The 20,123-nt window shown below is 61.4% G+C and carries 16 protein-coding genes; 11 read left to right on the forward strand and 5 right to left on the reverse strand.

Annotated features, from left to right (window positions below):
- Positions 1-37 precede the first annotated feature (37 nt).
- From nagC to nagB, 3 genes are read right to left on the reverse strand one after another with little or no spacing between them, the layout of a single operon-like run.
- A complete protein-coding gene (gene nagC / locus BN1133_RS13975) occupies positions 38-1,252 on the reverse strand; it encodes a DNA-binding transcriptional regulator NagC (RefSeq protein WP_050667106.1) in 1,215 nt (404 codons plus the stop codon).
- Between the two features lie 10 nt (positions 1,253-1,262).
- On the reverse strand, positions 1,263-2,405 hold the full coding sequence (gene nagA / locus BN1133_RS13980) for an N-acetylglucosamine-6-phosphate deacetylase (RefSeq protein WP_050667107.1): 1,143 nt from the start codon (positions 2,403-2,405) through the stop codon (positions 1,263-1,265).
- A 9-nt stretch (positions 2,406-2,414) separates the two neighbouring features.
- The gene (gene nagB, locus BN1133_RS13985; RefSeq protein ID WP_050667108.1) at positions 2,415-3,215 is read right to left on the reverse strand and encodes a glucosamine-6-phosphate deaminase; all 801 of its coding nucleotides are present in this window, start codon (positions 3,213-3,215) and stop codon (positions 2,415-2,417) included.
- A gap of 259 nt (positions 3,216-3,474) precedes the next feature.
- Here nagB and nagE point away from each other — a divergent pair, with 259 nt between their 5' ends.
- The 3 genes from nagE (at position 3,475) to glnS (ending at position 9,669) form a co-directional block, all read left to right on the forward strand.
- The gene (gene nagE / locus BN1133_RS13990; RefSeq protein ID WP_050667109.1) at positions 3,475-4,932 is read left to right on the forward strand and encodes an N-acetylglucosamine-specific PTS transporter subunit IIBC; all 1,458 of its coding nucleotides are present in this window, start codon (positions 3,475-3,477) and stop codon (positions 4,930-4,932) included.
- A gap of 107 nt (positions 4,933-5,039) precedes the next feature.
- Positions 5,040-7,712: a beta-N-acetylhexosaminidase gene (locus tag BN1133_RS13995; RefSeq protein ID WP_050667110.1), complete on the forward strand. Its 2,673-nt coding sequence runs from the start codon at positions 5,040-5,042 to the stop codon at positions 7,710-7,712.
- A gap of 295 nt (positions 7,713-8,007) precedes the next feature.
- The gene (glnS, locus tag BN1133_RS14000; RefSeq protein ID WP_050667111.1) at positions 8,008-9,669 is read left to right on the forward strand and encodes a glutamine--tRNA ligase; all 1,662 of its coding nucleotides are present in this window, start codon (positions 8,008-8,010) and stop codon (positions 9,667-9,669) included.
- Positions 9,670-9,776: 107 nt separating this feature from the next.
- Here the strand turns inward: glnS and fur are convergent, their stop codons facing one another.
- Positions 9,777-10,208: a ferric iron uptake transcriptional regulator gene (gene fur / locus BN1133_RS14005; protein ID WP_050667112.1), complete on the reverse strand. Its 432-nt coding sequence runs from the start codon at positions 10,206-10,208 to the stop codon at positions 9,777-9,779.
- Between the two features lie 231 nt (positions 10,209-10,439).
- Here fur and BN1133_RS14010 point away from each other — a divergent pair, with 231 nt between their 5' ends.
- Positions 10,440-10,907 (forward strand): DUF4442 domain-containing protein, encoded by a 468-nt coding sequence (locus BN1133_RS14010; protein ID WP_050667113.1) that lies wholly within the window; start codon positions 10,440-10,442, stop codon positions 10,905-10,907.
- Between the two features lie 48 nt (positions 10,908-10,955).
- On the opposite strand, the gene rimO is transcribed toward BN1133_RS14010, so the two are convergent.
- Entirely contained in the window at positions 10,956-12,269 is a 1,314-nt protein-coding gene (gene rimO, locus BN1133_RS14015; RefSeq protein WP_050667114.1) for a 30S ribosomal protein S12 methylthiotransferase RimO, read from the reverse strand.
- Between the two features lie 218 nt (positions 12,270-12,487).
- On the opposite strand from rimO, the gene fliE reads away from it, so the two are divergent.
- From fliE to BN1133_RS14050, 7 genes are all read left to right on the forward strand, one after another.
- Positions 12,488-12,805, forward strand: coding sequence for a flagellar hook-basal body complex protein FliE (fliE, locus tag BN1133_RS14020; protein ID WP_050667115.1), 318 nt, complete (start codon positions 12,488-12,490; stop codon positions 12,803-12,805).
- Positions 12,806-12,816: 11 nt separating this feature from the next.
- Positions 12,817-14,520 carry a flagellar basal-body MS-ring/collar protein FliF gene (fliF, locus tag BN1133_RS14025; protein WP_050667116.1) on the forward strand — a complete coding sequence of 568 codons (1,704 nt, stop codon included), beginning with the start codon at positions 12,817-12,819 and terminating at the stop codon, positions 14,518-14,520.
- Positions 14,513-15,571 (forward strand): flagellar motor switch protein FliG, encoded by a 1,059-nt coding sequence (fliG, locus tag BN1133_RS14030; RefSeq protein ID WP_050667117.1) that lies wholly within the window; start codon positions 14,513-14,515, stop codon positions 15,569-15,571. The genes fliF and fliG overlap by 8 nt, the downstream gene beginning before the upstream one ends.
- Positions 15,572-15,574: 3 nt before the next feature.
- Positions 15,575-16,369, forward strand: coding sequence for a flagellar assembly protein FliH (gene fliH, locus BN1133_RS14035; RefSeq protein ID WP_050667118.1), 795 nt, complete (start codon positions 15,575-15,577; stop codon positions 16,367-16,369).
- A gap of 3 nt (positions 16,370-16,372) precedes the next feature.
- On the forward strand, positions 16,373-17,704 hold the full coding sequence (gene fliI, locus BN1133_RS14040) for a flagellar protein export ATPase FliI (RefSeq protein WP_050667119.1): 1,332 nt from the start codon (positions 16,373-16,375) through the stop codon (positions 17,702-17,704).
- Positions 17,705-17,712: 8 nt separating this feature from the next.
- The gene (fliJ, locus tag BN1133_RS14045) at positions 17,713-18,153 is read left to right on the forward strand and encodes a flagellar export protein FliJ (protein WP_050667120.1); all 441 of its coding nucleotides are present in this window, start codon (positions 17,713-17,715) and stop codon (positions 18,151-18,153) included.
- Between the two features lie 102 nt (positions 18,154-18,255).
- A complete protein-coding gene (locus tag BN1133_RS14050; protein ID WP_050667121.1) occupies positions 18,256-20,085 on the forward strand; it encodes a flagellar hook-length control protein FliK in 1,830 nt (609 codons plus the stop codon).
- The last annotated feature ends 38 nt before the right edge of the window (positions 20,086-20,123 follow it).

The following is a 20,123-nucleotide window of genomic DNA, read 5'->3' on the forward strand; positions in this document are numbered from 1 at the left end:
CGTCTTTTTAGCGGGTCTCCCCTCGACTGCCCGGCGCCTATTTCTGCTCCATGATCACCTGTAGCAGATCCCCTTCCAGCAGGGCCCGCTTGACCAGCGCCACGCCCCCCATGGTCGGCTGGTTCTGAAAACGGGCCTTTACGATGGGCAGACCGCGGTGGAAGCTCGGCAGGGACTGATGTTCCACACAGCGGCGGATGGCCGGCATCAGTACCTCTTCGGCGGCGGTGATCTCACCGGCCAGCAGCACCTTCTGAGGGTTGAAGAGGTTGACCGTGATGGCGATGGCACGCCCCAGATGCTCGCCCACGTGCTCCAGCACGCTGCGCGCCAGCTCGTCGCCAGCCAGGGCCGCCTTGCACACCTCCTCGATGGTGATGTGCTTCTCCTGCAATCGGCTGTGGTGGCCGCGGCTGATGAGCTCCTTGACCCGTTCGATGATCGCCTCGTTGGAGGCGATGGTCTCGAGGCAGCCGAAGTTGCCACAGTGACAGCGCTTGCCCAGCGGTTCGACCTGGATGTGGCCTATCTCGCCCACGTTGCGGTTTTGACCGAGGAACACCTGACCCTTGGTGATGATCCCCGAGCCGGTCCCCTGATGCACGCTCACCAGGATCGAGTCCATGCAGTCCCGGGACTCACCGAAGAAGTGTTCGGCCAGTGCCAGGGAGCGGGTATCGTTGCCTACATAGCTCGGCAGGTTGAAGTGGTTCTCCAGCAGCTTGGCCAGTGGCAGGTTGCGGATCTGGTATTTGGGGGTGTAGATGACCATGCCGGTTTCGGGGTTGACCAGGCCGGGCATGGTCAGGGCGATGGCGATCAGCTGGCGATAACGCTCGCGGTTCTGATCGATAAAGGCCCCGATTTCCCGCAGCAGCATCTCGACTACGGGCTGCTGATCGATCTCGTTGACCTCGGTGATGTGGTGATCCAGGGTCTTGCCATCGAGATCGTAGAGGGAGAGGTGCAGATAGCCCCGTCCCAACTTGGCCGAGACGAAGTGGAAGCGGTTCTTGATGGTGGTCAGGGAGATGGCGCGACGCCCCCCGGTCGAGGCCTGGGGGGCACTCTCCTTGATCAACCCGTGCTCGATGAGCTGACGGGTGATCTTGGTGACACTGGCGGGTGCCAACTGGCTCAGTTCGGCAATCTTGACCCGGGAGATGGGCCCCTGCTGATCGATCAGCCGATATACGGCCGCACTGTTGACCTGTTTAATGAGGTCTACGTTCGCAATTTGTCCACCAGTCATTGTGTCGTGCTTATTGGTTGTAGTGTCCGTTAACCACCGTCCCGAGGACCTTGAAGTCATCGTTGAAGACGGTGAGGTTGGCTATCTTTCCGACCTGGATACTACCGAGACGTGAGTCCCATCCAATGGCGCGGGCAGGATAGAGAGCGGCCATGCGCAGGGCCTCATCCAGGGGCAATCCTACCTGCTTGACCAGATTTTCCACGCCCTCAATCATGGTGAGCGCAGAGCCGCCGAGTGTACCATTCTCGTCGATGCATTGACCATCGCGGTAATAGACGGTCGCGCCACAAAAATCGAACTGCTCAAAGCCTTGCGGCGCACCGGCCGGCGCGGTGGCATCGGTGACCAGCACCAGACGCTCACCCAGTATCTTGTGAGCCAGGCGTACATTGGCGTAATGGACGTGATGGCCGTCGACGATGACGCCGGCATAGACATCGTCTCTGTCGTAGATGGCCCCCACTACGCCGGGCTCGCGGCCGTTGATGGTCGGGGTCATCGCATTGTAGAGGTGGGTGGCGAAGCGGATCCCGGCATCGAATCCGGCCATCGCCTGCTCATAGCCAGCGGCGGTGTGGCCGGCCGAGACCAGGATGCCGGCCTCCACCAGGCGACGGATGTGGGCCGGGTCGTTGCGCTCCGGTGCCAGCGTGATCTTGCCAATCACGTCGTGGTTGGCGCAGAAGAAGTCGATCATCGCCTCGGCGGGTTGACGGATCTGGTCAGCGGGATGGATCCCCTTGCGCTTGACGTTGGTATAGGGCCCCTCCAGATGAACGCCGAGCACCTCGTTGGGGCGTGCCGCCATGTAGTCGCGGGTGACGGCCACCGCCTGCTTCATGTCCTCGTCGGGGCTGGTGATGAGGGTGGGCAAAAAGCTGGTCGTACCGGACTTGAGGTTGGCCGCCTGCATGATGGTCAGGGTCTCGACCGTGATGGCGTCGTTGAACATGACGCCGCCACAGCCGTTGAGCTGCAGATCGATAAAGCCGGCCGTCAGGTTGGCTCCCTGCAGATCGTGGCGTGCCATCCCGGTCGGGATCTCCCGCTCATCCACGATGGCGGCAATGGTGTCTCCATCGATGAGCAGTGCACGCCCGGTGAGGATGGCCTCACCGGTATAGAGAGTGCAGTTGTGCAGTGCGTACATAGGCTCTCCTTAGAGGCGGGTGATATTGGCCGCTTCCAGCTCCTGGAAGTAACGCACCGTCTTGACCTTGAGCTCCATGGTGGAGGGTTCGTCGCACACGACGATACCCTTGGGATGGAGCTGCAGGGTGGAGATGGTCCACATGTGGTTGACACTGCCCTCGACGGCGGCCTGCAGGGCCAGTGCCTTACCGTGACCGGTCACCAGGATCATGATCTCTTCCGCATCCATCAGGGTACCCACACCCACGGTCAGGGCCAGCTTGGGCACCTGGTTGATGTCGCCGCCGAAGAAGCGGGAGTTGGCGATGCGGGTATCTTCGGTCAGGGTCTTGACCCGGGTGCGGGAGGAGAGGGAAGAGGCGGGCTCGTTGAAGGCGATATGGCCGTCGTTACCGACCCCGCCCATGAAGAGGTGGATCTTGCCGTAGGACTTGATCTTCGCCTCATAACGTTGGCACTCGGCCACCGGATCTGCGGCGTTGCCGTTGAGGATGTTGATGTTCTCAGGGCGAATGTCGATGTGGTTGAAGAAGTTGTTGTACATGAAGCTGTGATAACTCTCCGGATGATCCTCCGGCAGCCCTACGTACTCGTCCATGTTGAAGGTGACCACGTGCTCGAAGCTCACCTCGCCCGCCTTGTGCAGCTCGATCAGGCGCTTGTAGGTGGAGAGCGGGGTGCCGCCGGTGGGCAGGCCCAGTACGAAGGGGCGATCGCTGGTCGGTTTGAACGCATTGATGCGATCCACGATGTAGCGGGCGGACCAGAGGCCGACTTGACTGGCGGACTTCAGCGGAATCAGGCGCATGACTTACCTCTATATTGATGCTCTCTACCGGAGTAGCAGGGTGTTTCTTGAAGTTGTTTTATAGCGTAAATAAAGATTCCGATCCGTGCCACACAATTCGCAGGGCCACATCTCATTTGGGTGATTTGGATCACGATTGTTGGTTTATTAATTTGCAGGGCGAAATAAAAGCCATAGACTGCAAATCAAGCCATACAGGCTTATGCCAAGACGCATTAAGCACTTAATTTGAACCTGAAATCACTAAGGAGAGGGAACCGTGAACATTCTCGGTTATATGCAAAAGATCGGCCGTGCGCTGATGGTACCGGTAGCGGTACTGCCTGCCGCCGCGATCCTCATGGGTGTAGGATACTGGATCGATCCGAATGGCTGGGGCGGTGGTAGCCCGCTGGCCGCCTTCCTGATCAAGGCTGGCGCCGCCATCATCGACAGCATGCCTATCCTGTTTGCCGTCGGCGTTGCCTACGGTATGTCCAAAGACAAGGACGGCTCTGCCGCCCTGGCAGGCCTGGTCGGTTTCCTGGTGGTTACCACCCTGCTGAGCCCGGGGGCGGTTGCCCAGATTAAAGGCATCGCCGCGGACCAGGTTCCGGCTGCCTTTAACAAGATCAGCAACCAGTTCATTGGCATCCTGTGCGGTGTCATCGCGGCCGAGCTCTACAACCGCTTCAGTAGTGTCGAGCTGCACAAGGCGCTGGCCTTCTTCTCGGGGCGTCGCTTGGTGCCAATCGTAACCTCTGTGGTGATGATCGTCGTCTCCTTCATCCTGATGGCTGTCTGGCCGGTGATCTACGGTGGCCTGGTCTCCTTCGGTGAGTCCATCGTCAGCCTGGGTTCCACCGGTGCCGGTATCTACGCCTTCTTCAACCGTCTGCTGATCCCGGTGGGTCTGCACCACGCCCTGAACTCCGTGTTCTGGTTTGACGTGGCCGGTATCAACGACATCCCGAACTTCCTGGGTGGTCAATCCTCCCTGGATGCCGGCAAGGCCGTGCTGGGCGTGACCGGTATGTACCAGGCTGGCTTCTTCCCCATCATGATGTTCGGTCTGCCGGGCGCCGCGCTGGCCATCTACCATGCCGCCAAGCCGGAGAACAAGGAGAAGGTTGCCTCCATCATGATCGCCGCTGCGTTCGCCTCCTTCTTCACTGGCGTCACCGAGCCGCTCGAGTTCTCCTTCATGTTCGTGGCCCCGGTACTCTACGTACTGCACGCCCTGATGACCGGTATCTCCGTGTTCATCGCCGCCTCCATGCACTGGATTGCCGGCTTCGGTTTCAGCGCAGGTCTGGTGGACATGGTGCTCTCCAGCCGTAACCCGCTGGCGACCAACTGGTACATGCTGATCGCCCAGGGTCTGGTCTTCTTCGGCCTCTACTATGTGGTGTTCCGCGCCGTGATCGCCAAGCTCAACCTCAAGACCCCGGGTCGTGAGGATGACGAAGCCGTCCCGGTTGCCACCACCAAGGCCACCGACAAGACCGAGCTGGCCAAGCAGTACCTCGAGGTGCTGGGCGGTCACGACAACCTGGTCACCGTCGATGCCTGCATCACCCGTCTGCGTCTGACCCTGAAGGATCGCAGCATCGTTGACGAGCGCAAGCTCAAGGCCCTCGGCGCCGCCGGTGTGGTCAAGCTGGGTGAGCAAAATCTGCAGGTGATTCTGGGCCCCCTGGCCGAGATCATCGCGGGCGAGATGAAAGCCCTGCGTTAAGCCTAAGTCCATTGTTGACATCAATAAGTGCCCCGCCTTCGGGCGGGGCCGCACAAAACAAAAATACGCCAAGAACAACCTTTACTTCCAAACCAAGAGCAGCAGCTATGAACCTGAAACTACCCCTCCTGGCAGTGGCTATGTCCGCCGCCCTGGCCGGTTGTGCCGGTCAAAACCAGCCCGCTTCCAACCAGGCTGTGGTCGATGCCCTGGCCGGTAACCTGGTCGTGAAATACGAAGTGGTCACCAACGACGGTCCCGGTGCCGGCGTCGATTGCCAGGCCCTGGGCTCCGAATGGGCGAGCTGTGGCATCGCCAAGCTGCACCTGACCAACCAGGGTGCCGCCGTCGACAGCAAAAACTGGGAACTCTACATCCACTCCATCCGCCGCCTGCAGCGGGTCGACAGCGATCAGTTCAAGCTGACCTTCGTGACCGGAGACCTCTACAAGCTCGAACCGACCGAGAAGTTCCAGGGCTTCCCGCAGGGTGAGACGGTGGAGGTGCCGCTGGTAGCCGAATACTGGATGCTGTTTGAATCTGATGTGATGCCCAACTGGTATGTGGCCGCCGAGGGGGCACAGCCCAAGGTGCTCGCCAGCATGAGCAACATCGACGATGCGAGTACCTATGAGAAGCCGATGCCGGCCGACGGCTGGAAGCGTACCAAGGATGACAAGAACATCCTGATGAACGCCCAGACCCGTTATGAGGCCAACCTCACCAGCACCCTGCTGCCGGCAGCCAAGGTCGACGACCGCATCGTACCGACCCCCCTCAAGCAGGTGGTGAAGGGCGGTCCGCAGGTCGATCTCTCCAGCATCAGGCTCAATGCCCTGGATCTGCCGACCGATCGTGCTGATGCCATCAAGGCCGAATTGACCCGCCTGGGTGTCACCCTCTCCGACTCCGGCTACCCGGTCACCATCAAGGTGGGCGGCAGCAAGGTCAACGAGGCCGAAGGCTACGACATGAATATCGGCAAGCAGGGCGCCGTGATCCACGGGCGTGATGTGAACGGTGCCTTCTGGGGTGCCCAGTCCCTCATCTCCCTGCTCGGGGTGAATGACAAGCTGGTGAGCCCGATGAGCGTCGAGGATGCCCCGCGCTTCGAGTATCGCGGCATGCAGACCGACGTGGCCCGTCACTTCAGAAGTCTCGAGACCATGAAGAAGCTGGTCGATCAGATGTCTGCCATGAAGCTCAACAAGCTGCATCTGGGTCTGACCAACGATGAGGGGTGGCGCATCGAGATCCCCGGCCTGCCCGAGCTGACCGATGTGGGTAGCAAGCGTTGCCACGATCTCTCCGAGACCCAGTGTCTGTTACCGCAGCTCGGCTCCGGCCCGACCAGCGACAACATGGGGTCGGGTTTTTACAGCAAGTCCGACTACATCGACCTGGTGCGCTATGCCAAGGCGCGCGGCGTGACCGTGATCCCCGAGATCAACATGCCGGCTCACGCCCGTGCCGCCGTGGTCTCCATGGAGGCTCGCTACAAGCGTTTGATGGCCGAGGGTAAAGAGGCCGAGGCGAACCAGTTCCGCCTGACCGACCCGCAAGATACTTCCAACGTCACCTCGGTGCAGTTCTACGACAAGATGTCCTTCATCAACCCTTGCCAGCCGGGCGCGGCCACCTTCGTGGCCAAGGTGATGGATGAGGTGGCCAAGATGCACCAGGCCGCCGGTCAGCCCCTGACCGCCTGGCACTATGGTGGTGACGAGGCCAAAAACATCATGCTGGGTGGCGGCTATCAAGACCCGGCCGTCACCAAGCCCGAGGAGCTGGTGGGCTGGCGCGGTAACACCGACTGGAGCAAGCAGGACAAGCCTTTTGGCAAGTCCCCCATGTGCCAGAAGATGATCGACGACGGTCAGATCAAGGAAGTGGGTGAGCTGCCGGTTTACTTCGCCAAGGAAGTGAGCGAGATGGTCAAGGGCCATGGCTTCTCCACCCTGCAGGCGTGGGAAGATGGCCTGAAGTACGCCAAGAACGCCGGTGAGTTTGCCACCGACAAGACGCGCGTCAACTTCTGGGAGACCCTCTACTGGGGTGGCTTCAACGAGGCGATGAGATGGGCTCACAACGGTTACGAAGTGGTGCTCTCCAACCCGGACTACCTCTACTTCGACTTCCCGAACGAGGTGCATCCGGCCGAGCGTGGCTACTACTGGGCGACCCGTTTCAACGATACCCGCAAAGTGTTCGCCTTCGCCCCGGAGAACTTGCCGCAAAACGCCGAGACCTCGGTTGACCGCGACGGCAATGCCTTCGTGGCCAAGGGTGAGCATGACCCGGTCAAGTTCAAGGGGATCTCCGGCCAGCAGTGGAGTGAAACGGTCCGTACCGATGCCCAGTACGAGTACATGGTCTATCCGCGACTCTTCTCCGTGGCCGAGCGCGCCTGGCACAAGGGGGGCTTCGAGCTCGACTATGTGAAGGGCCGCGAGTTCTCCGGTGAGACCCGCTTTGTCAACAAGGCCACCCTGAGCAAGGAGTGGAACCAGTTTGCCAACGTACTGGGTCAGCGAGTGCTGCCCAAGCTGGACCAGGCTGGTGTCGAGTATCGTCTCTCGGTACCGGGGGCCAAGGTGGTCAAGGGTGTATTGGAAGCCAACGTCGACCTGCCGGGTCTGCCCATCGAGTTCAGCACCGATGGCCAGAGCTGGAGCCGCTATGACGCCGGCAACAAGCCGATGGTCTCCGGCACCGTCTACCTGCGCACCGTCAGTTTCGATGGCAAGCGGGTGAGCCGTGTTACCGAGGTGAACGGTTAATCGCGTTCCCGGGAGGGCCTTGGGCCCTCCCTCCTTGACCAAGGATTCACCTGGGTGAGCCCTTGGCAAAGGGGGATAGGGAGTTATCCACCGACCGTGTGTGTTGTGCTTGTCATTTCTCCATTGGGTTGCCCCGCCATGTAGCGGGGCTTTTTTTCGGGTCGACCCGCTCAATCAGATGCCAAATAGCGGTTGAGCGCGAGCCGTGAATGGTGGATCATTATCGGCTTGATGTCGGGTATGCAGCTGGCCGTCGGCCACCATCCCGCGATGTACGACTTTTGAGGTGAGCCCCATGACTTCGGCTAGCAGCCCAACCAACTTTATCCGCCAAATCATCGACGAGGATCTGGCCAGCGGTAAGCACAGCAGCGTGCATACCCGCTTCCCGCCGGAGCCCAACGGTTATCTCCATATCGGTCACGCCAAGTCCATCTGCCTGAACTTCGGCATTGCCCGTGACTATCAGGGCAAGTGCAACCTGCGTTTCGACGACACCAACCCGGTGAAAGAAGATATCGAGTATGTCGAGTCCATCAAGCGCGACGTGCAGTGGCTGGGCTTCGAGTGGGATGGTGAGGTGTGCTACTCCTCTGACTACTTCGATCAGCTGCATGCCTATGCCGTTGAGCTGATCGAGAAGGGGCTGGCCTATGTGGATGAGCTGACCCCCGAGCAGATGCGCGAGTATCGCGGCACCTTGACCGAGGCGGGCAAGAACAGCCCGTTCCGCGAGCGCTCCGTGGAGGAGAACCTGGCCCTGTTCGCCAAGATGAAGGAGGGTGGTTTTGCCGAAGGGGCCGCCTGCCTGCGCGCCAAGATCGACATGGCCTCTCCCTTCATGGTGATGCGCGATCCGGTGATCTATCGCATCAAGTTTGCCCACCACCACCAGACCGGTGACAAGTGGTGCATCTATCCCATGTACGACTTCACCCACTGCATCTCCGACGCCCTGGAGGGGATCACCCACTCCATCTGTACCCTGGAGTTCCAGGACAACCGTCGCCTGTATGACTGGGTGCTGGACAACATCACCATCCCCTGCCACCCGCGTCAGTACGAGTTCTCCCGTCTGAACCTCGAATACACCGTCATGTCCAAGCGCAAGCTGAACCTGCTGGTGACCGAGCAGCACGTGGACGGGTGGGACGATCCGCGCATGCTGACCGTCTCCGGTCTGCGTCGCCGTGGCTATACCCCGGCTTCCATTCGCGAGTTTTGCAAGCGTATCGGCGTGACCAAGCAGGATAACATCGTCGAGATGAGCATGCTGGAAGCCTGCATCCGTGACGATCTCAACGAGAACGCGCCGCGCGCCATGGCCGTGCTCAACCCGGTCAAGGTGGTGATCGAGAATCTGGATCACGATGAGACCCTGACTGCCCCGAGCCACCCGAACAAGCCGGAGATGGGCTCCCGCGAGCTGCACTTTGGCCGCGAGATCTTCATCGATCAGGCCGACTTCCGCGAAGAGGCCAACAAGCAGTTCAAGCGTCTGGTGCTGGGCAAGGAAGTGCGTCTGCGCAACGCCTACGTCATCAAGGCCGAGCGGGTCGAGAAGGATGCCGAGGGGAACGTCACCTGCATCTATTGCACCTATGACGCCGATACCCTGGGCAAGGATCCGGCCGATGGCCGCAAGGTGAAGGGGGTGATCCACTGGGTCAGCGCCACCACCTCCCTGCCGGCGGAGATCCGTCTTTACGATCGTCTGTTCAAGGTGCCGAATCCGGGTGCCGAGGATGACTTCGAGGCGACCCTCAACCCGGACTCACTGATCATCATCAGCGGTGCCCGCGTCGAGGCCTCCCTCAAGGACGCCCAGCCGGAGCAGGCCTTCCAGTTCGAGCGCGAAGGCTACTTCTGTGCCGACAACAAGCTCTCCACTCCGGAGCGTCTGGTGTTTAACCGCACCGTGGCCCTGCGCGACTCCTGGGGCAAGGTCGAAGGTTAAGTCAGCCTGAGCACAAAAAAGGCGGGGTCACCCGCCTTTTTGCGGCCTGTCGTTTGCCCATGAAAAAGCCAGCCCAAGGGCTGGCTTTTTCATGCAAGCGGAGGGGATCACTCGTCGCCGTGACCGCAGGTGCCGTCGGCACAGTGACCGTACAGATAGAGGCTGTGGTTGGTCAGGCGGATGTTGTGCTTCTTGGCGATCTCGGTTTGACGCTGCTCGATGACGTCGTCGGAGAACTCGATGACTTTGCCGCAGTCGAGGCAGACCAGGTGATCGTGGTGCTCCTGGCTGGCCAGCTCGAACACCGACTTGCCCCCCTCGAAGTGGTGGCGGGTGACGATACCGGCATCATCAAACTGGTTGAGAACGCGATACACGGTGGCAAGGCCAATCTCTTCACCCTGATCGATCAGGCGCTTGTAGAGATCTTCGGCACTGGTATGGTGGCACTCCGGCTGTTGCAGGATTTCCAGGATCTTGACGCGGGGCAAGGTGATCTTGAGCCCGGCTTTCTTCAACGCTTGGTTATTGTCAGCCATAGTACTAGTTATTCGCATTCTCTGTGGTGGGGATATTCTGATGGAGTGCCACCGGAATGGCAACCTCGAACTGGCGAGTGAGGTCATTATAGGATCGGGGATTGGGGAAAATAAACCCGATAATTCAATGGTTTTTTCTCAGCATCGAGCGACTCAATAGGGGTGATTGGCCCTTGTGAGGCAAAAAGATGTTGATATGATGTAACATCCAATCTGGTCGGATGAGATCTCATGAAGTGGCTGTTTACCCGGGCCTGGTGCGTGCGTTGGGCCCTTAACCTCTGGCCCCCTTTCCGGGGTGCCGGTATCAAAATTGAGACCCTGAGCGAGGACTATCGCTACTGCCGGGTCCTGCTCAGGTCGCGCTGGTCAACCCTGAACGCCAACCGTACCCAGTTTGGGGGCAGCATGTTTGCGATGACCGATCCCATCTATCCCCTGATGCTGATGGGCCATTTCAGGAACCACTACTTCGTGTGGGACAAGTCCGGGGATATCGATTACATCAAGCCGGGCAAGGGGCCCCTGGTGGCGGAGTTCCACCTGACTGACAGCAAGCTAGGCGAGATAGTCCAGAAAACGGCCGGAGGGGAGAAGTATTTCCCCGAGTTCACCGTCTCTATCCAGGATGGCAAGGGGGAGGTGGTCGCCAGGGTACGGCGCACCCTTTATGTGCGCAAGCGCCCCGAACATCGATAAGCTCCGAATAACGAGAAGCCCCGCGATGCGGGGCTTCTCCTTGGTGGGTCAGACCAGGCTGCCCCACAGGTCATATTCGTCAGCGTGCTCGATCTTGACCCGGACTATGTCCCCGGCCTTGAGCCCGGTCTCACCGTTGAGGTAGACCATGCCATCGATCTCGGGGGCGTCGGCAAAGGAGCGACCGGTGGCGCCCTCCTCGTCCACCTCGTCGATGATGATGCTCATCTCCTGACCGACCTTGCGAGCCAGCTTGCGGATGGAAACCTGCTGCTGCAGCTCCATGAAGCGCTGGAAGCGCTCCTCTTTGACCTCTTCCGGCACGGGGTCGGCCAGCTCGTTGGCCTTGGCCCCTTCCACCGGGCTGTACTTGAAGCAGCCAACCCGATCCAGCTCCGCGGCGGCAATAAAGTCGAGCAGCATCTGGAAATCCTCTTCCGTCTCACCCGGAAATCCGACGATAAAGGTGGAGCGCAGGGTGATCTCGGGGCAGATCTCACGCCACTTCTGGATCCGCTCCAGGGTACGCTCGACGCTCCCCGGACGCTTCATCAGCTTGAGGATACGCGGGCTGGCGTGCTGCAGCGGGATGTCCAGGTAGGGCAGCACCTTGCCATCGCGCATCAGGGGGATGACGTCATCCACGTGCGGGTAGGGGTAGACATAGTGCAGGCGTACCCACATGCCGAGCTTGGCCAGCTCCTCGCACAGGGCAACCATGCTGGTCTTGACCGGCATGCCGTCGTAGAAACCGGTGCGATGTTTGACATCGACCCCGTAGGCGGAGGTGTCCTGGGAGATGACCAGTATCTCCTTGACGCCGGCCTCTTTGAGGCGCTTGGCCTCGGCCAGCACCTCACCGATGGGACGACTCACCAGATCCCCGCGCAGGGAGGGAATGATGCAGAAGGTGCAGCGATGGTTGCAGCCTTCGGAGATCTTCAGATAGGCGTAGTGACGCGGAGTGAGCTTGACCCCGTGTGCCGGCACCAGGCTGGTGAAGGGGTTGTGCTCGGGCTTGGCCACATACTTGTGAACGTGGCCCAGCACCTCTTCATAGGCGTGGGGACCGGTGATCTCCAGCACCTTGGGGTGGATCTCGCGGATCTGGTTCTCTTTGGCGCCCAGGCAACCGGTGACGATCACCTTGCCATTCTCGGAGAGGGCTTCACCGATGGCCTCGAGGGATTCCTGTACGGCGCTGTCGATAAAGCCGCAGGTGTTGACCACCACCAGTTCGGCATCGTCATAGCTGGGGACCACGTCGTACCCTTCGGTACGCAACTGGGTCAGGATACGCTCAGAATCGACCAGGTTCTTCGGGCAGCCGAGGCTGACGAAACCGATCCGCGGGTTGGACATGCTCACTCCAAAACTTGAATATTGTTTGTACAGGTCGCCGGAAAATGGCGCGTAAGTCTATATCAAAAGCGAGACGTGATCGAGCGTCCCATGACCCTGCTCTCGGCAGGGACAATCGGTGGGGAGGGGCGTGCGGGCGTGGTGTTCGAGAGAGAGCAGGACTTGGCACCGTGATTGCATAAACGCATCCAGCGTCAATCATTTGTCTGGGGATCATCATGGATATCAATGCCACCAACCTGCTGCAGGAGATGCAGTCGCTCAGGGTCGAGGCCGGCAACGGTCTGGTGACCCCGCCCAGTCAGAATGTCTCTTCCGATTTTGGTGTCATGCTGCGCCAGGCCCTCAACAACGTCAACGAGCTACAGGGGCAGGCCAACGATCTGCGCACCCGGTTCGACAGCGGTGACCGCTCAATCGACCTCTCGCAGGTGATGATTGCGGCCCAGAAGTCCTCTATCGCCTTCGACGCGACCGTGCAGGTGCGCAACAAGGTGGTGGAGGCTTACAAGACCATCATGAATATGCCGGTGTAAGGATTTAGAACGTGGCTAGCGAACAAAACGGTGATCTGCTGCTGGAAGGGGACGCCGGCACCCTGGACGAGAATGAGCAGAAGAGCTCTCCCATCGGCAGCATCCTCTCCAACAGCGATATCCTGCGTCAGATCACCCTGATCCTGGCGCTGGCCATCTGCCTGGCCATCGCTGTCTTTATCCTGCTGTGGGGCAAGGAGCCCGACATGCGTCCCCTCGGCACCTTCACCACGGAGCAACTGGTCAAGACCCTGGATTATCTGGATCAGCAGAAGATTCCCTATGAGGTGGAGGGCAAGTCTGTCCTGGTCAACGCCGAGAAATACCCGGAAATCCGTCTTCAGCTGACCCGCGCCGGGCTCACTTCACCGGAAGAGCTGGGAGGACGCGGTGAGGATATTCTGCTCAACGACTCCAGTTTCGGGATCAGCCAGCGGATGGAGGGGGAGCGCCTCAAACTCAGCCGCGAGCGTCAGCTGGCCAGTGCCATCGAACAGTTTCAGAGTGTGGCCAAGGCCCAGGTGCTGCTGGCCATTCCCAAGGACAACGTCTTTGCCCGCAATGAGCGCAAACCCAGCGCGACCGTGGTGGTGAACCTCAAGGGCGCCGCCCTCGATCAGGGCACAGTCGATGCCATCGTCGACATGGTGGCCTCCGCGGTGCACGGGCTCGAGCCGACCCGGGTCACAGTGACCGACCAGAACGGTCGTCTGCTCAACTCCGGCTCTCAAGACCCGGTGGCCGCCCAGACCCGGCGCGAGTTTGCCATGCAGCAGAAGCAGGAGCTCGAGTACAAGCAGAAGATCGACGCCATCCTGATCCCCGTGCTTGGCGCCGACAACTACACCGCCGAGGTGGATCTCGCCCTCGACTTCACCCAGCAGGAGCAGACCCGCAAGACCTTCAACCCGGATCTGCCGGCTGTGCGCTCCGAGATGACCATGGAGGAGAGCAGTGCCAACGGTCAGAGCATGGGGGTGCCGGGGGCGCTGACCAATCAGCCTCCCAGCAATGCCACCATTCCCGAGAAGGCGACCGGTGAGGGGGCGAGCAATAGCGCCTCGGGCCGCTCGCGCAAAGAGGCGACCCGCAACTATGAACTCGATACTACGGTGAGCCACACCCGTCGCCAGATGGGAGGGATCCGCCGCATGACCGTCTCGGTGGCGGTGGATTTCAAGACGGCGACAGCTGCCGACGGCAAGGTGACTCGCGAGCCGCGCAACCAGGCCGAGCTCGATACCCTGCGTCGGGTACTCGGGGCGGGCCTCGGTTTTGATGTGACCCGTGGCGATACCCTGGAGGTGGTGACCATCCCCTTCAACCGTCCGGAACTCGAGAGTGTGGCCGAGCCTCCTCTCTACGAGCAGCCCTGGTTCTGGCGCGCGGTGCGCATCGCGGCCTCAGTGCTTATCATCATCGTCCTCATCGTGACCATAGTGAGGCCCATGCTCAAGCGCCTGCTCTACCCGGATGCCAAGCCCGAGCATGAGCTGGACTTCGATAACCATGCGGTACTGGGTGGCGACGACGAGCTGAGCCTGCTTGCCGCCCAGGCCGAGAGCGAGCCGGTGTTTGGCCTGCGCGATGGCCAGCTCAAGCTGCCGGACCTGCATCGTGATGAAGATTTGCTCAAGGCCGTGCGTGCCTTGGTGGCTAACGAACCCGACCTGGCTGCCCAGGTCATCAAGGAGTGGGTAACCAAAGATGCCTGATAGTAATAACCAGGTGACCGGTAACGACATCACCGAGGCCCAGCGTCAGATCCTTGACAGCATGAGTGGCATGGAGATGGCCGCCGTGCTGATGCTGAGCCTCAACGAGGAGGATGCCGCCCAGATCTTCCGTCACCTCGAGCCCAAGCAGGTGCAGCGTCTGGGTATGTCGATGGCCTCCATGTCCGACTTCAGCCACGATCGGGTGGCGGCGGTGCATCGCCAGTTTATCGATGACATTCAGAAGTACACCAACATCGGCATCGGCAGCGAAGACTTCGTGCGCAAGGCCTTGGTGGCGGCCCTGGGCGAGGACAAGGCGAGCAACCTGGTGGACCAGATCATTCTTGGCTCCGGTGCCCGCGGCCTCGACTCGCTCAAGTGGATGGATGCCCGCCAGGTGGCCAGCATCATCCAAAACGAGCACCCGCAGATCCAGACTATCGTGCTCTCCTACCTCGAGCCCGAGCAGTCGGCCGAGATCTTGAGCCAGTTCCCCGAGCAGGTGCGCCTCGATCTGGTGATGCGTATCGCCAACCTCGAGGAGGTACAACCGGCGGCACTGCAAGAGCTTAACGACATCATGGAGAAACAGTTCGCCGGAGCCGCCGGTGCTCAGGCGGCCAAGATGGGCGGCCTGAAGGCGGCGGCCAACATCATGAACTACCTCGACACCAACGTCGAAGGGCAGCTGATGGACTCCATCCGCGAGGCGGACGAGGAGATGAGTCAGCAGATCCAGGATCTGATGTTCGTGTTCGAGAACCTCATCGATGTGGACGATCGCGGCATTCAGACCCTGCTGCGGGAAGTGCCCGGCGATCTGCTGCAGCGCGCCCTCAAGGGGTCCGACGACCAGCTGCGCGACAAGATCTTCAAGAACATGTCCAAACGGGCGGCCGAGATGCTGGCCGATGATCTGGAGGCGATGGGGCCGATCCGCGTCTCCGAAGTCGAGACGGCGCAAAAAGAGATCCTCTCTATCGCCCGTCGTCTGGCCGATGCCGGCGAGCTGATGCTGGGCTCGGGTGGCGGCGACGAGTTCCTCTAATCCATGAGCGATCGCAAATTAAGGGGCTACCTGCGCCCGGAGCAGGATCCCGTCGAGATACAGGATTGGGGATGGCCCGAGATGGAGGTGGAGCACGCCGTCTCGAGCAATGCCCTGGGGTTGCCTCCCGACTGGTACCAGCAAGCGGAGCCGGAGCCTGATGTGGCTCCGGAGCCTGAGCCTGCCCCCACCCTCACCGCCGAGGAGCTCGAGGCGATCCGCCAGGCGGCCTGGGAGGAGGGGATGAGTGAGGGGCGCGAGGCTGGGTTTGCCCAGGGGCTGGAAGAGGGCAAGCTGGAGGGATTGCAAAAGGGACACGAGGCCGGCTTTGCCCAGGGGCGTGAAGAGGGGCTGGCCATGGGACGCGAGGTGATCGAGCAGGCCATTGCCCACTGGCAGCAGCTCGCCACACGCCTGGCCACCCCCCTCGCCGAGATGGACGAGAGGGTCGAAGAGCAGTTGGTGAGCCTGGCCATGCAACTGGCCAGGGCGCTTATCAAGCACGAGGCCGAGACCTCGCCGCGACTGCTGCTGGCCGCCCTCAAGGAGGGATTGGCCCACTTGCCGGCGGCCGAGAGCGGGGTCACCTTGCAGCTGCATCCGGATGACGTGACCCGTGTGCAGGAGGCCTTTGGCGCCGAGGAGTGCGACAAGCGCGGCTGGCGGCTGGAGGCGGATCCCACCCTCTCTCCCGGGGACGTGCAACTGGCGACGACCTTGTCGAGCATCGACATGCAACTTGAGTCCCGTATCGCCCAGCTGCTGCGCAATTTTCTGCGCGACAACCAGGAGTCGTAAACCATGAGCGAGCTCTTGAATCGCCTGCAACGCTACCGGGTCGGTGAGATTGCGCCACGCACACCGGTTGCCGGAAAATTGACGCGGGTGGTGGGGCTCACCCTGGAGGCGGTGGGGTGCCGGGCCGCCATCGGTTCGCTCTGCCGGATAGATACCCTTGAGGGGATGCTCGAGGCCGAGGTGGTCGGCTTCTCGGGCGATCGTCTCTATCTGATGCCCAGTGAACAGCTCAAGGGGGTGATCCCCGGCGCCCGGGTCGTACCGCTTACCGAAGAGCAGGGGATCCCGGTCGGTATGGGCTTGCTCGGAAGGGTTATCGATGGCATTGGCCAGCCCCTGGATGGGCTGGGCCCCATCCTCAGTGCCCAGACGGCCCGTTTTGCCGCACGGGGCATCAACCCACTGGCCCGTCGCCCCATTCATCAGCCGATGGATGTGGGGGTGCGCGCCATCAACGCCATGTTGACGGTGGGACAGGGGCAGCGGATGGGGCTGTTTGCCGGCTCCGGGGTCGGCAAGTCGGTGCTGCTTGGCATGATGACCCGGGGCTCGGTGGCTGATGTGGTGGTCGTCGGGCTCATCGGTGAACGGGGCCGCGAGGTCAAGGAGTTTATCGAGGAGATCCTCGGCGCCGAAGGGCGTGAGCGGGCCGTGGTGGTGGCAGCGCCAGCCGATGCCTCGCCCCTGATGCGTCTCAAGGGGTGCGAGACGGCCATCACCATCGCCGAATATTTCCGGGATCAGGGCATGAATGTGCTGCTGCTGATGGACTCGCTCACCCGTTATGCCCAGGCTCAGCGCGAGATCGCCCTGGCAGTTGGCGAGCCACCGGCGACCAAGGGCTATCCCCCCTCGGTGTTTGCCAAGTTGCCGGCGCTGGTCGAGCGGGCGGGCAACGGGGGGGAGGGGCAGGGCTCCATTACCGCCTTCTTTACTGTGCTGACCGAAGGGGACGATCTGCAGGATCCCATCGCCGATGCGGCGCGGGCGATCCTCGATGGTCACATAGTGCTGTCGCGGGAGCTGGCCGATGCCGGCCACTATCCGGCTATCGACATCGAAAAATCCATCAGCCGGGTCATGCCTCAGGTCACCTCGCTTGAGCACATGCAAATCGCCCGGCTCTTCAAACAGTTTTACTCCCTCTACCAGCAGAATCGGGATCTCATCAGTATCGGCGCCTACAGCCCGGGGGCCGATCCCCGCATCGATCGGGCCATCACCCAGAAACCCTACATGGACCACTTCTTGCAGCAGGGAATGAGAGAGGTGGTGGGGTACGATCAGGGTCTGACGGATCTGAAGATGGTCAGCGGTCCCTTGCAGATGGTCTAGGAGGTTGAATGAGCAAAGGGCTCGAGTTGTTGTCCGAACAGTTGGCTGAGGCGGAGCACCGCTGCGCCATGGCGCTGGCCAAGGCTCGCCAGGATCTCAAGCTCTTTATGGAGCAGTACGACGCCCTTGGCAACTATCGCCAGATCTACCTGCAACAGTGGACCGAACGCGGCCTGGAGGGGATGGCAGCGCAACAAAACGTGCAATATCAGGCGTTTATTAACAAGCTGCAACTCGCGGCCGAGCAGCAGTACGAAGGGGTGCTGCAGGTAAGGCAGGTGGTGGAGCAGCGCAAGCAGGAGTGGTTGGCCATGCAGCAGCGGCGCAAGGCCGTCGCACTGCTACTGGAGAAAAAAGCGCTGCGCGAGCGCCAGAAGGCCGAGCGGCAGGAGCAGAAGATGCTCGACGAGTTTGCGACCCGCAGCTTCTTGAGAAATTCTGGCCTGTAATTTGCTCATTTCCTGTTAACGCTCTTCTCACGGGATGCGTTGGACCCGACAAGACCGGACTTCGCCGTGGAGTCAAGGTACTGGCAACTGGAGTAATCGCCGATGATCTCTCAACCCACACTCAATCTCGTGCCTGCCAAGGCTGCCGCCGCCGGTGAGGGGGCAAGCACCTCGTCCAGGGGGAGCGATTTTGCCGTCCTGATGATGGAGGAGGGCGCCGATCGGGTGCCGACAGAGCGAGGTACCGTGGCCGCCGAAGAGAAGTCTGCTCCCACGGAGGAGGGCAAAGAGAAGGGGCAAGAGGGCGGCGAAGAGTTGCCGCAGGATCTGCTGGCCCGTCTGATGGCCTCCCAGCAAGCCAGCACTCAGTTGACCAGTGCACCGGCTGTGACCGGGCGCCTTCCCGAAGAGGCCAAAGAGGAGGCCACCGATGAGGTCGGCGCCGCCCTCTCGGCCAACGGGAAGGAGGGAGAGCGCGCCTCGCAGCAAGCGGGGACGGTTGCCTTGCAGCTGGCTAGCGGCGCAAAGGGCGTCGAGAACACCCATGATGAGAGTCAACTCGCCTCCGAGGTCAGGCGTGCACTCGCCGAGTCTCGCGCCGCCGCTTCCCAGGAAGCGCCTGTGTCACCAAACAGTGACCCTCTGGGGGCGGGGAATGGCAAGCCCGTGAGCGGGCCGGAGGCGGCCAGGGGCTCTGGCGATGGCCAGGGCAAGATCCCGCTCTCCACCCTGATCGAGGCAGGCATGCTTCCCGTCGACGAGCGTGACGAGGCGGTCGCAGATGAGAGCCCCTTGGTGCAAAACCGGCCCATGACCGCAGGCACGGCTCAGGAAGCGGGCACCAAAGAGAGCGCCTCTCGCCAGCCGGTGCATGCCGAGGCCAAGTCGGCGACGCCGCTTTCCGAGATGGTCGCCGCCGTCAAATCAGAGGCTGCTGCGGGCGACAAGAGCGCCACTTCACGCACCGAGCCCTCCGCTGTTACCCAACCTCCGGCGTCCCATCCGGTGAGTCGTCAGCCTCATGCTGACGCCGTGGCAACGAACCTGGTATCTACCCCGACCTCATCACTGACCCCGGGGATGGTTGCCACCGCGGCCACTGCTCCCCCTGCCCATCCTGCCGAGAGTGCGGCGAAGGAGGGGGAGTCGGGGACAAGTGCACCGACAGTGGGGGCCACCCTCCAGGCCCGGGGCGCACCGGATAAAATGAGCCGGGCTGCTGCCGTCATCACCGCAGAGAGTCAGGCAGAGGGCGTCGTTGCCGAGCCTCGTCAGGCCAGTCTTGTCAGAGAGGCAGTCATGGCGGCCCGGGCTGAGCGTCGCGAAGAGAGCGGGGATGGCAAGCGTCAGCCTCTGAGCGGCGAGAGCGGTGCCGTGAGTGCCAGTGTACAGGCCACGCCGCCGGGCCAGGTACAGGAGAGCCGCCCGGCATCGATGCCGGAGGCGGCCCGCAGAGAGGGTGCGGCGACCTTCCCCGGGTCACAGCGTCTGAATCCCGAGACCGCGCCGGGTGAGTTGCAGCACAAGGTCAACGTGATGCTGGCCGACAAGTTGCAACAGGCGGAGCTACAGCTCGATCCCGTCGGGCTTGGCAAGATGAAGATTCACCTGCAGATGGGGCAGGATCAGCAGGTGAGCGTCCACTTCGTGGTACAGCATGGCCAGACCCGGGAGATGCTCGAGCAGAGCATGCCCAGGCTCAGGGAGATGTTGGCCGGCCAGGGCATCCAGTTGGGACAGACCCAGGTGCAGTATTCCCAGCAGGGGCAGCAACAGGGTCAGCAGATGGGTCAGTCGATGAATCAGGGGGGACGGGGTCACTCCTCTGACGGTTATACCGGTGGTGGCGACGAAGAGACACAGGTCACATCGGGCGGCACTCGGTTGATCAGGGAATCGGCAACCGAGAGTGGAATTGATTTCTATGCTTGAAGCGCCCCGCAGCAACTATATGATAATGAAACAGTTAG

It is taken from the genome of Aeromonas schubertii, assembly GCF_000820105.1.
GTDB classification, from domain to species: domain Bacteria; phylum Pseudomonadota; class Gammaproteobacteria; order Enterobacterales; family Aeromonadaceae; genus Aeromonas; species Aeromonas schubertii.

Bases quoted from the DNA above. Each gene is read 5' to 3' on its own strand.
- nagC (WP_050667106.1), bottom strand. From the start codon at position 1,252: ATGACTGGTGGACAAATTGCGAACGTAGACCTCATTAAACAGGTCAAC.
- nagA (WP_050667107.1), bottom strand. From the start codon at position 2,405: ATGTACGCACTGCACAACTGCACTCTCTATACCGGTGAGGCCATCCTC.
- nagB (WP_050667108.1), bottom strand. From the start codon at position 3,215: ATGCGCCTGATTCCGCTGAAGTCCGCCAGTCAAGTCGGCCTCTGGTCC.
- BN1133_RS13995 (WP_050667110.1), top strand. From the start codon at position 5,040: ATGAACCTGAAACTACCCCTCCTGGCAGTGGCTATGTCCGCCGCCCTG.
- glnS (WP_050667111.1), top strand. From the start codon at position 8,008: ATGACTTCGGCTAGCAGCCCAACCAACTTTATCCGCCAAATCATCGAC.
- fur (WP_050667112.1), bottom strand. From the start codon at position 10,208: ATGGCTGACAATAACCAAGCGTTGAAGAAAGCCGGGCTCAAGATCACC.
- BN1133_RS14010 (WP_050667113.1), top strand. From the start codon at position 10,440: ATGAAGTGGCTGTTTACCCGGGCCTGGTGCGTGCGTTGGGCCCTTAAC.
- rimO (WP_050667114.1), bottom strand. From the start codon at position 12,269: ATGTCCAACCCGCGGATCGGTTTCGTCAGCCTCGGCTGCCCGAAGAAC.
- fliE (WP_050667115.1), top strand. From the start codon at position 12,488: ATGGATATCAATGCCACCAACCTGCTGCAGGAGATGCAGTCGCTCAGG.
- fliG (WP_050667117.1), top strand. From the start codon at position 14,513: ATGCCTGATAGTAATAACCAGGTGACCGGTAACGACATCACCGAGGCC.
- fliH (WP_050667118.1), top strand. From the start codon at position 15,575: ATGAGCGATCGCAAATTAAGGGGCTACCTGCGCCCGGAGCAGGATCCC.
- fliI (WP_050667119.1), top strand. From the start codon at position 16,373: ATGAGCGAGCTCTTGAATCGCCTGCAACGCTACCGGGTCGGTGAGATT.
- fliJ (WP_050667120.1), top strand. From the start codon at position 17,713: ATGAGCAAAGGGCTCGAGTTGTTGTCCGAACAGTTGGCTGAGGCGGAG.
- BN1133_RS14050 (WP_050667121.1), top strand. From the start codon at position 18,256: ATGATCTCTCAACCCACACTCAATCTCGTGCCTGCCAAGGCTGCCGCC.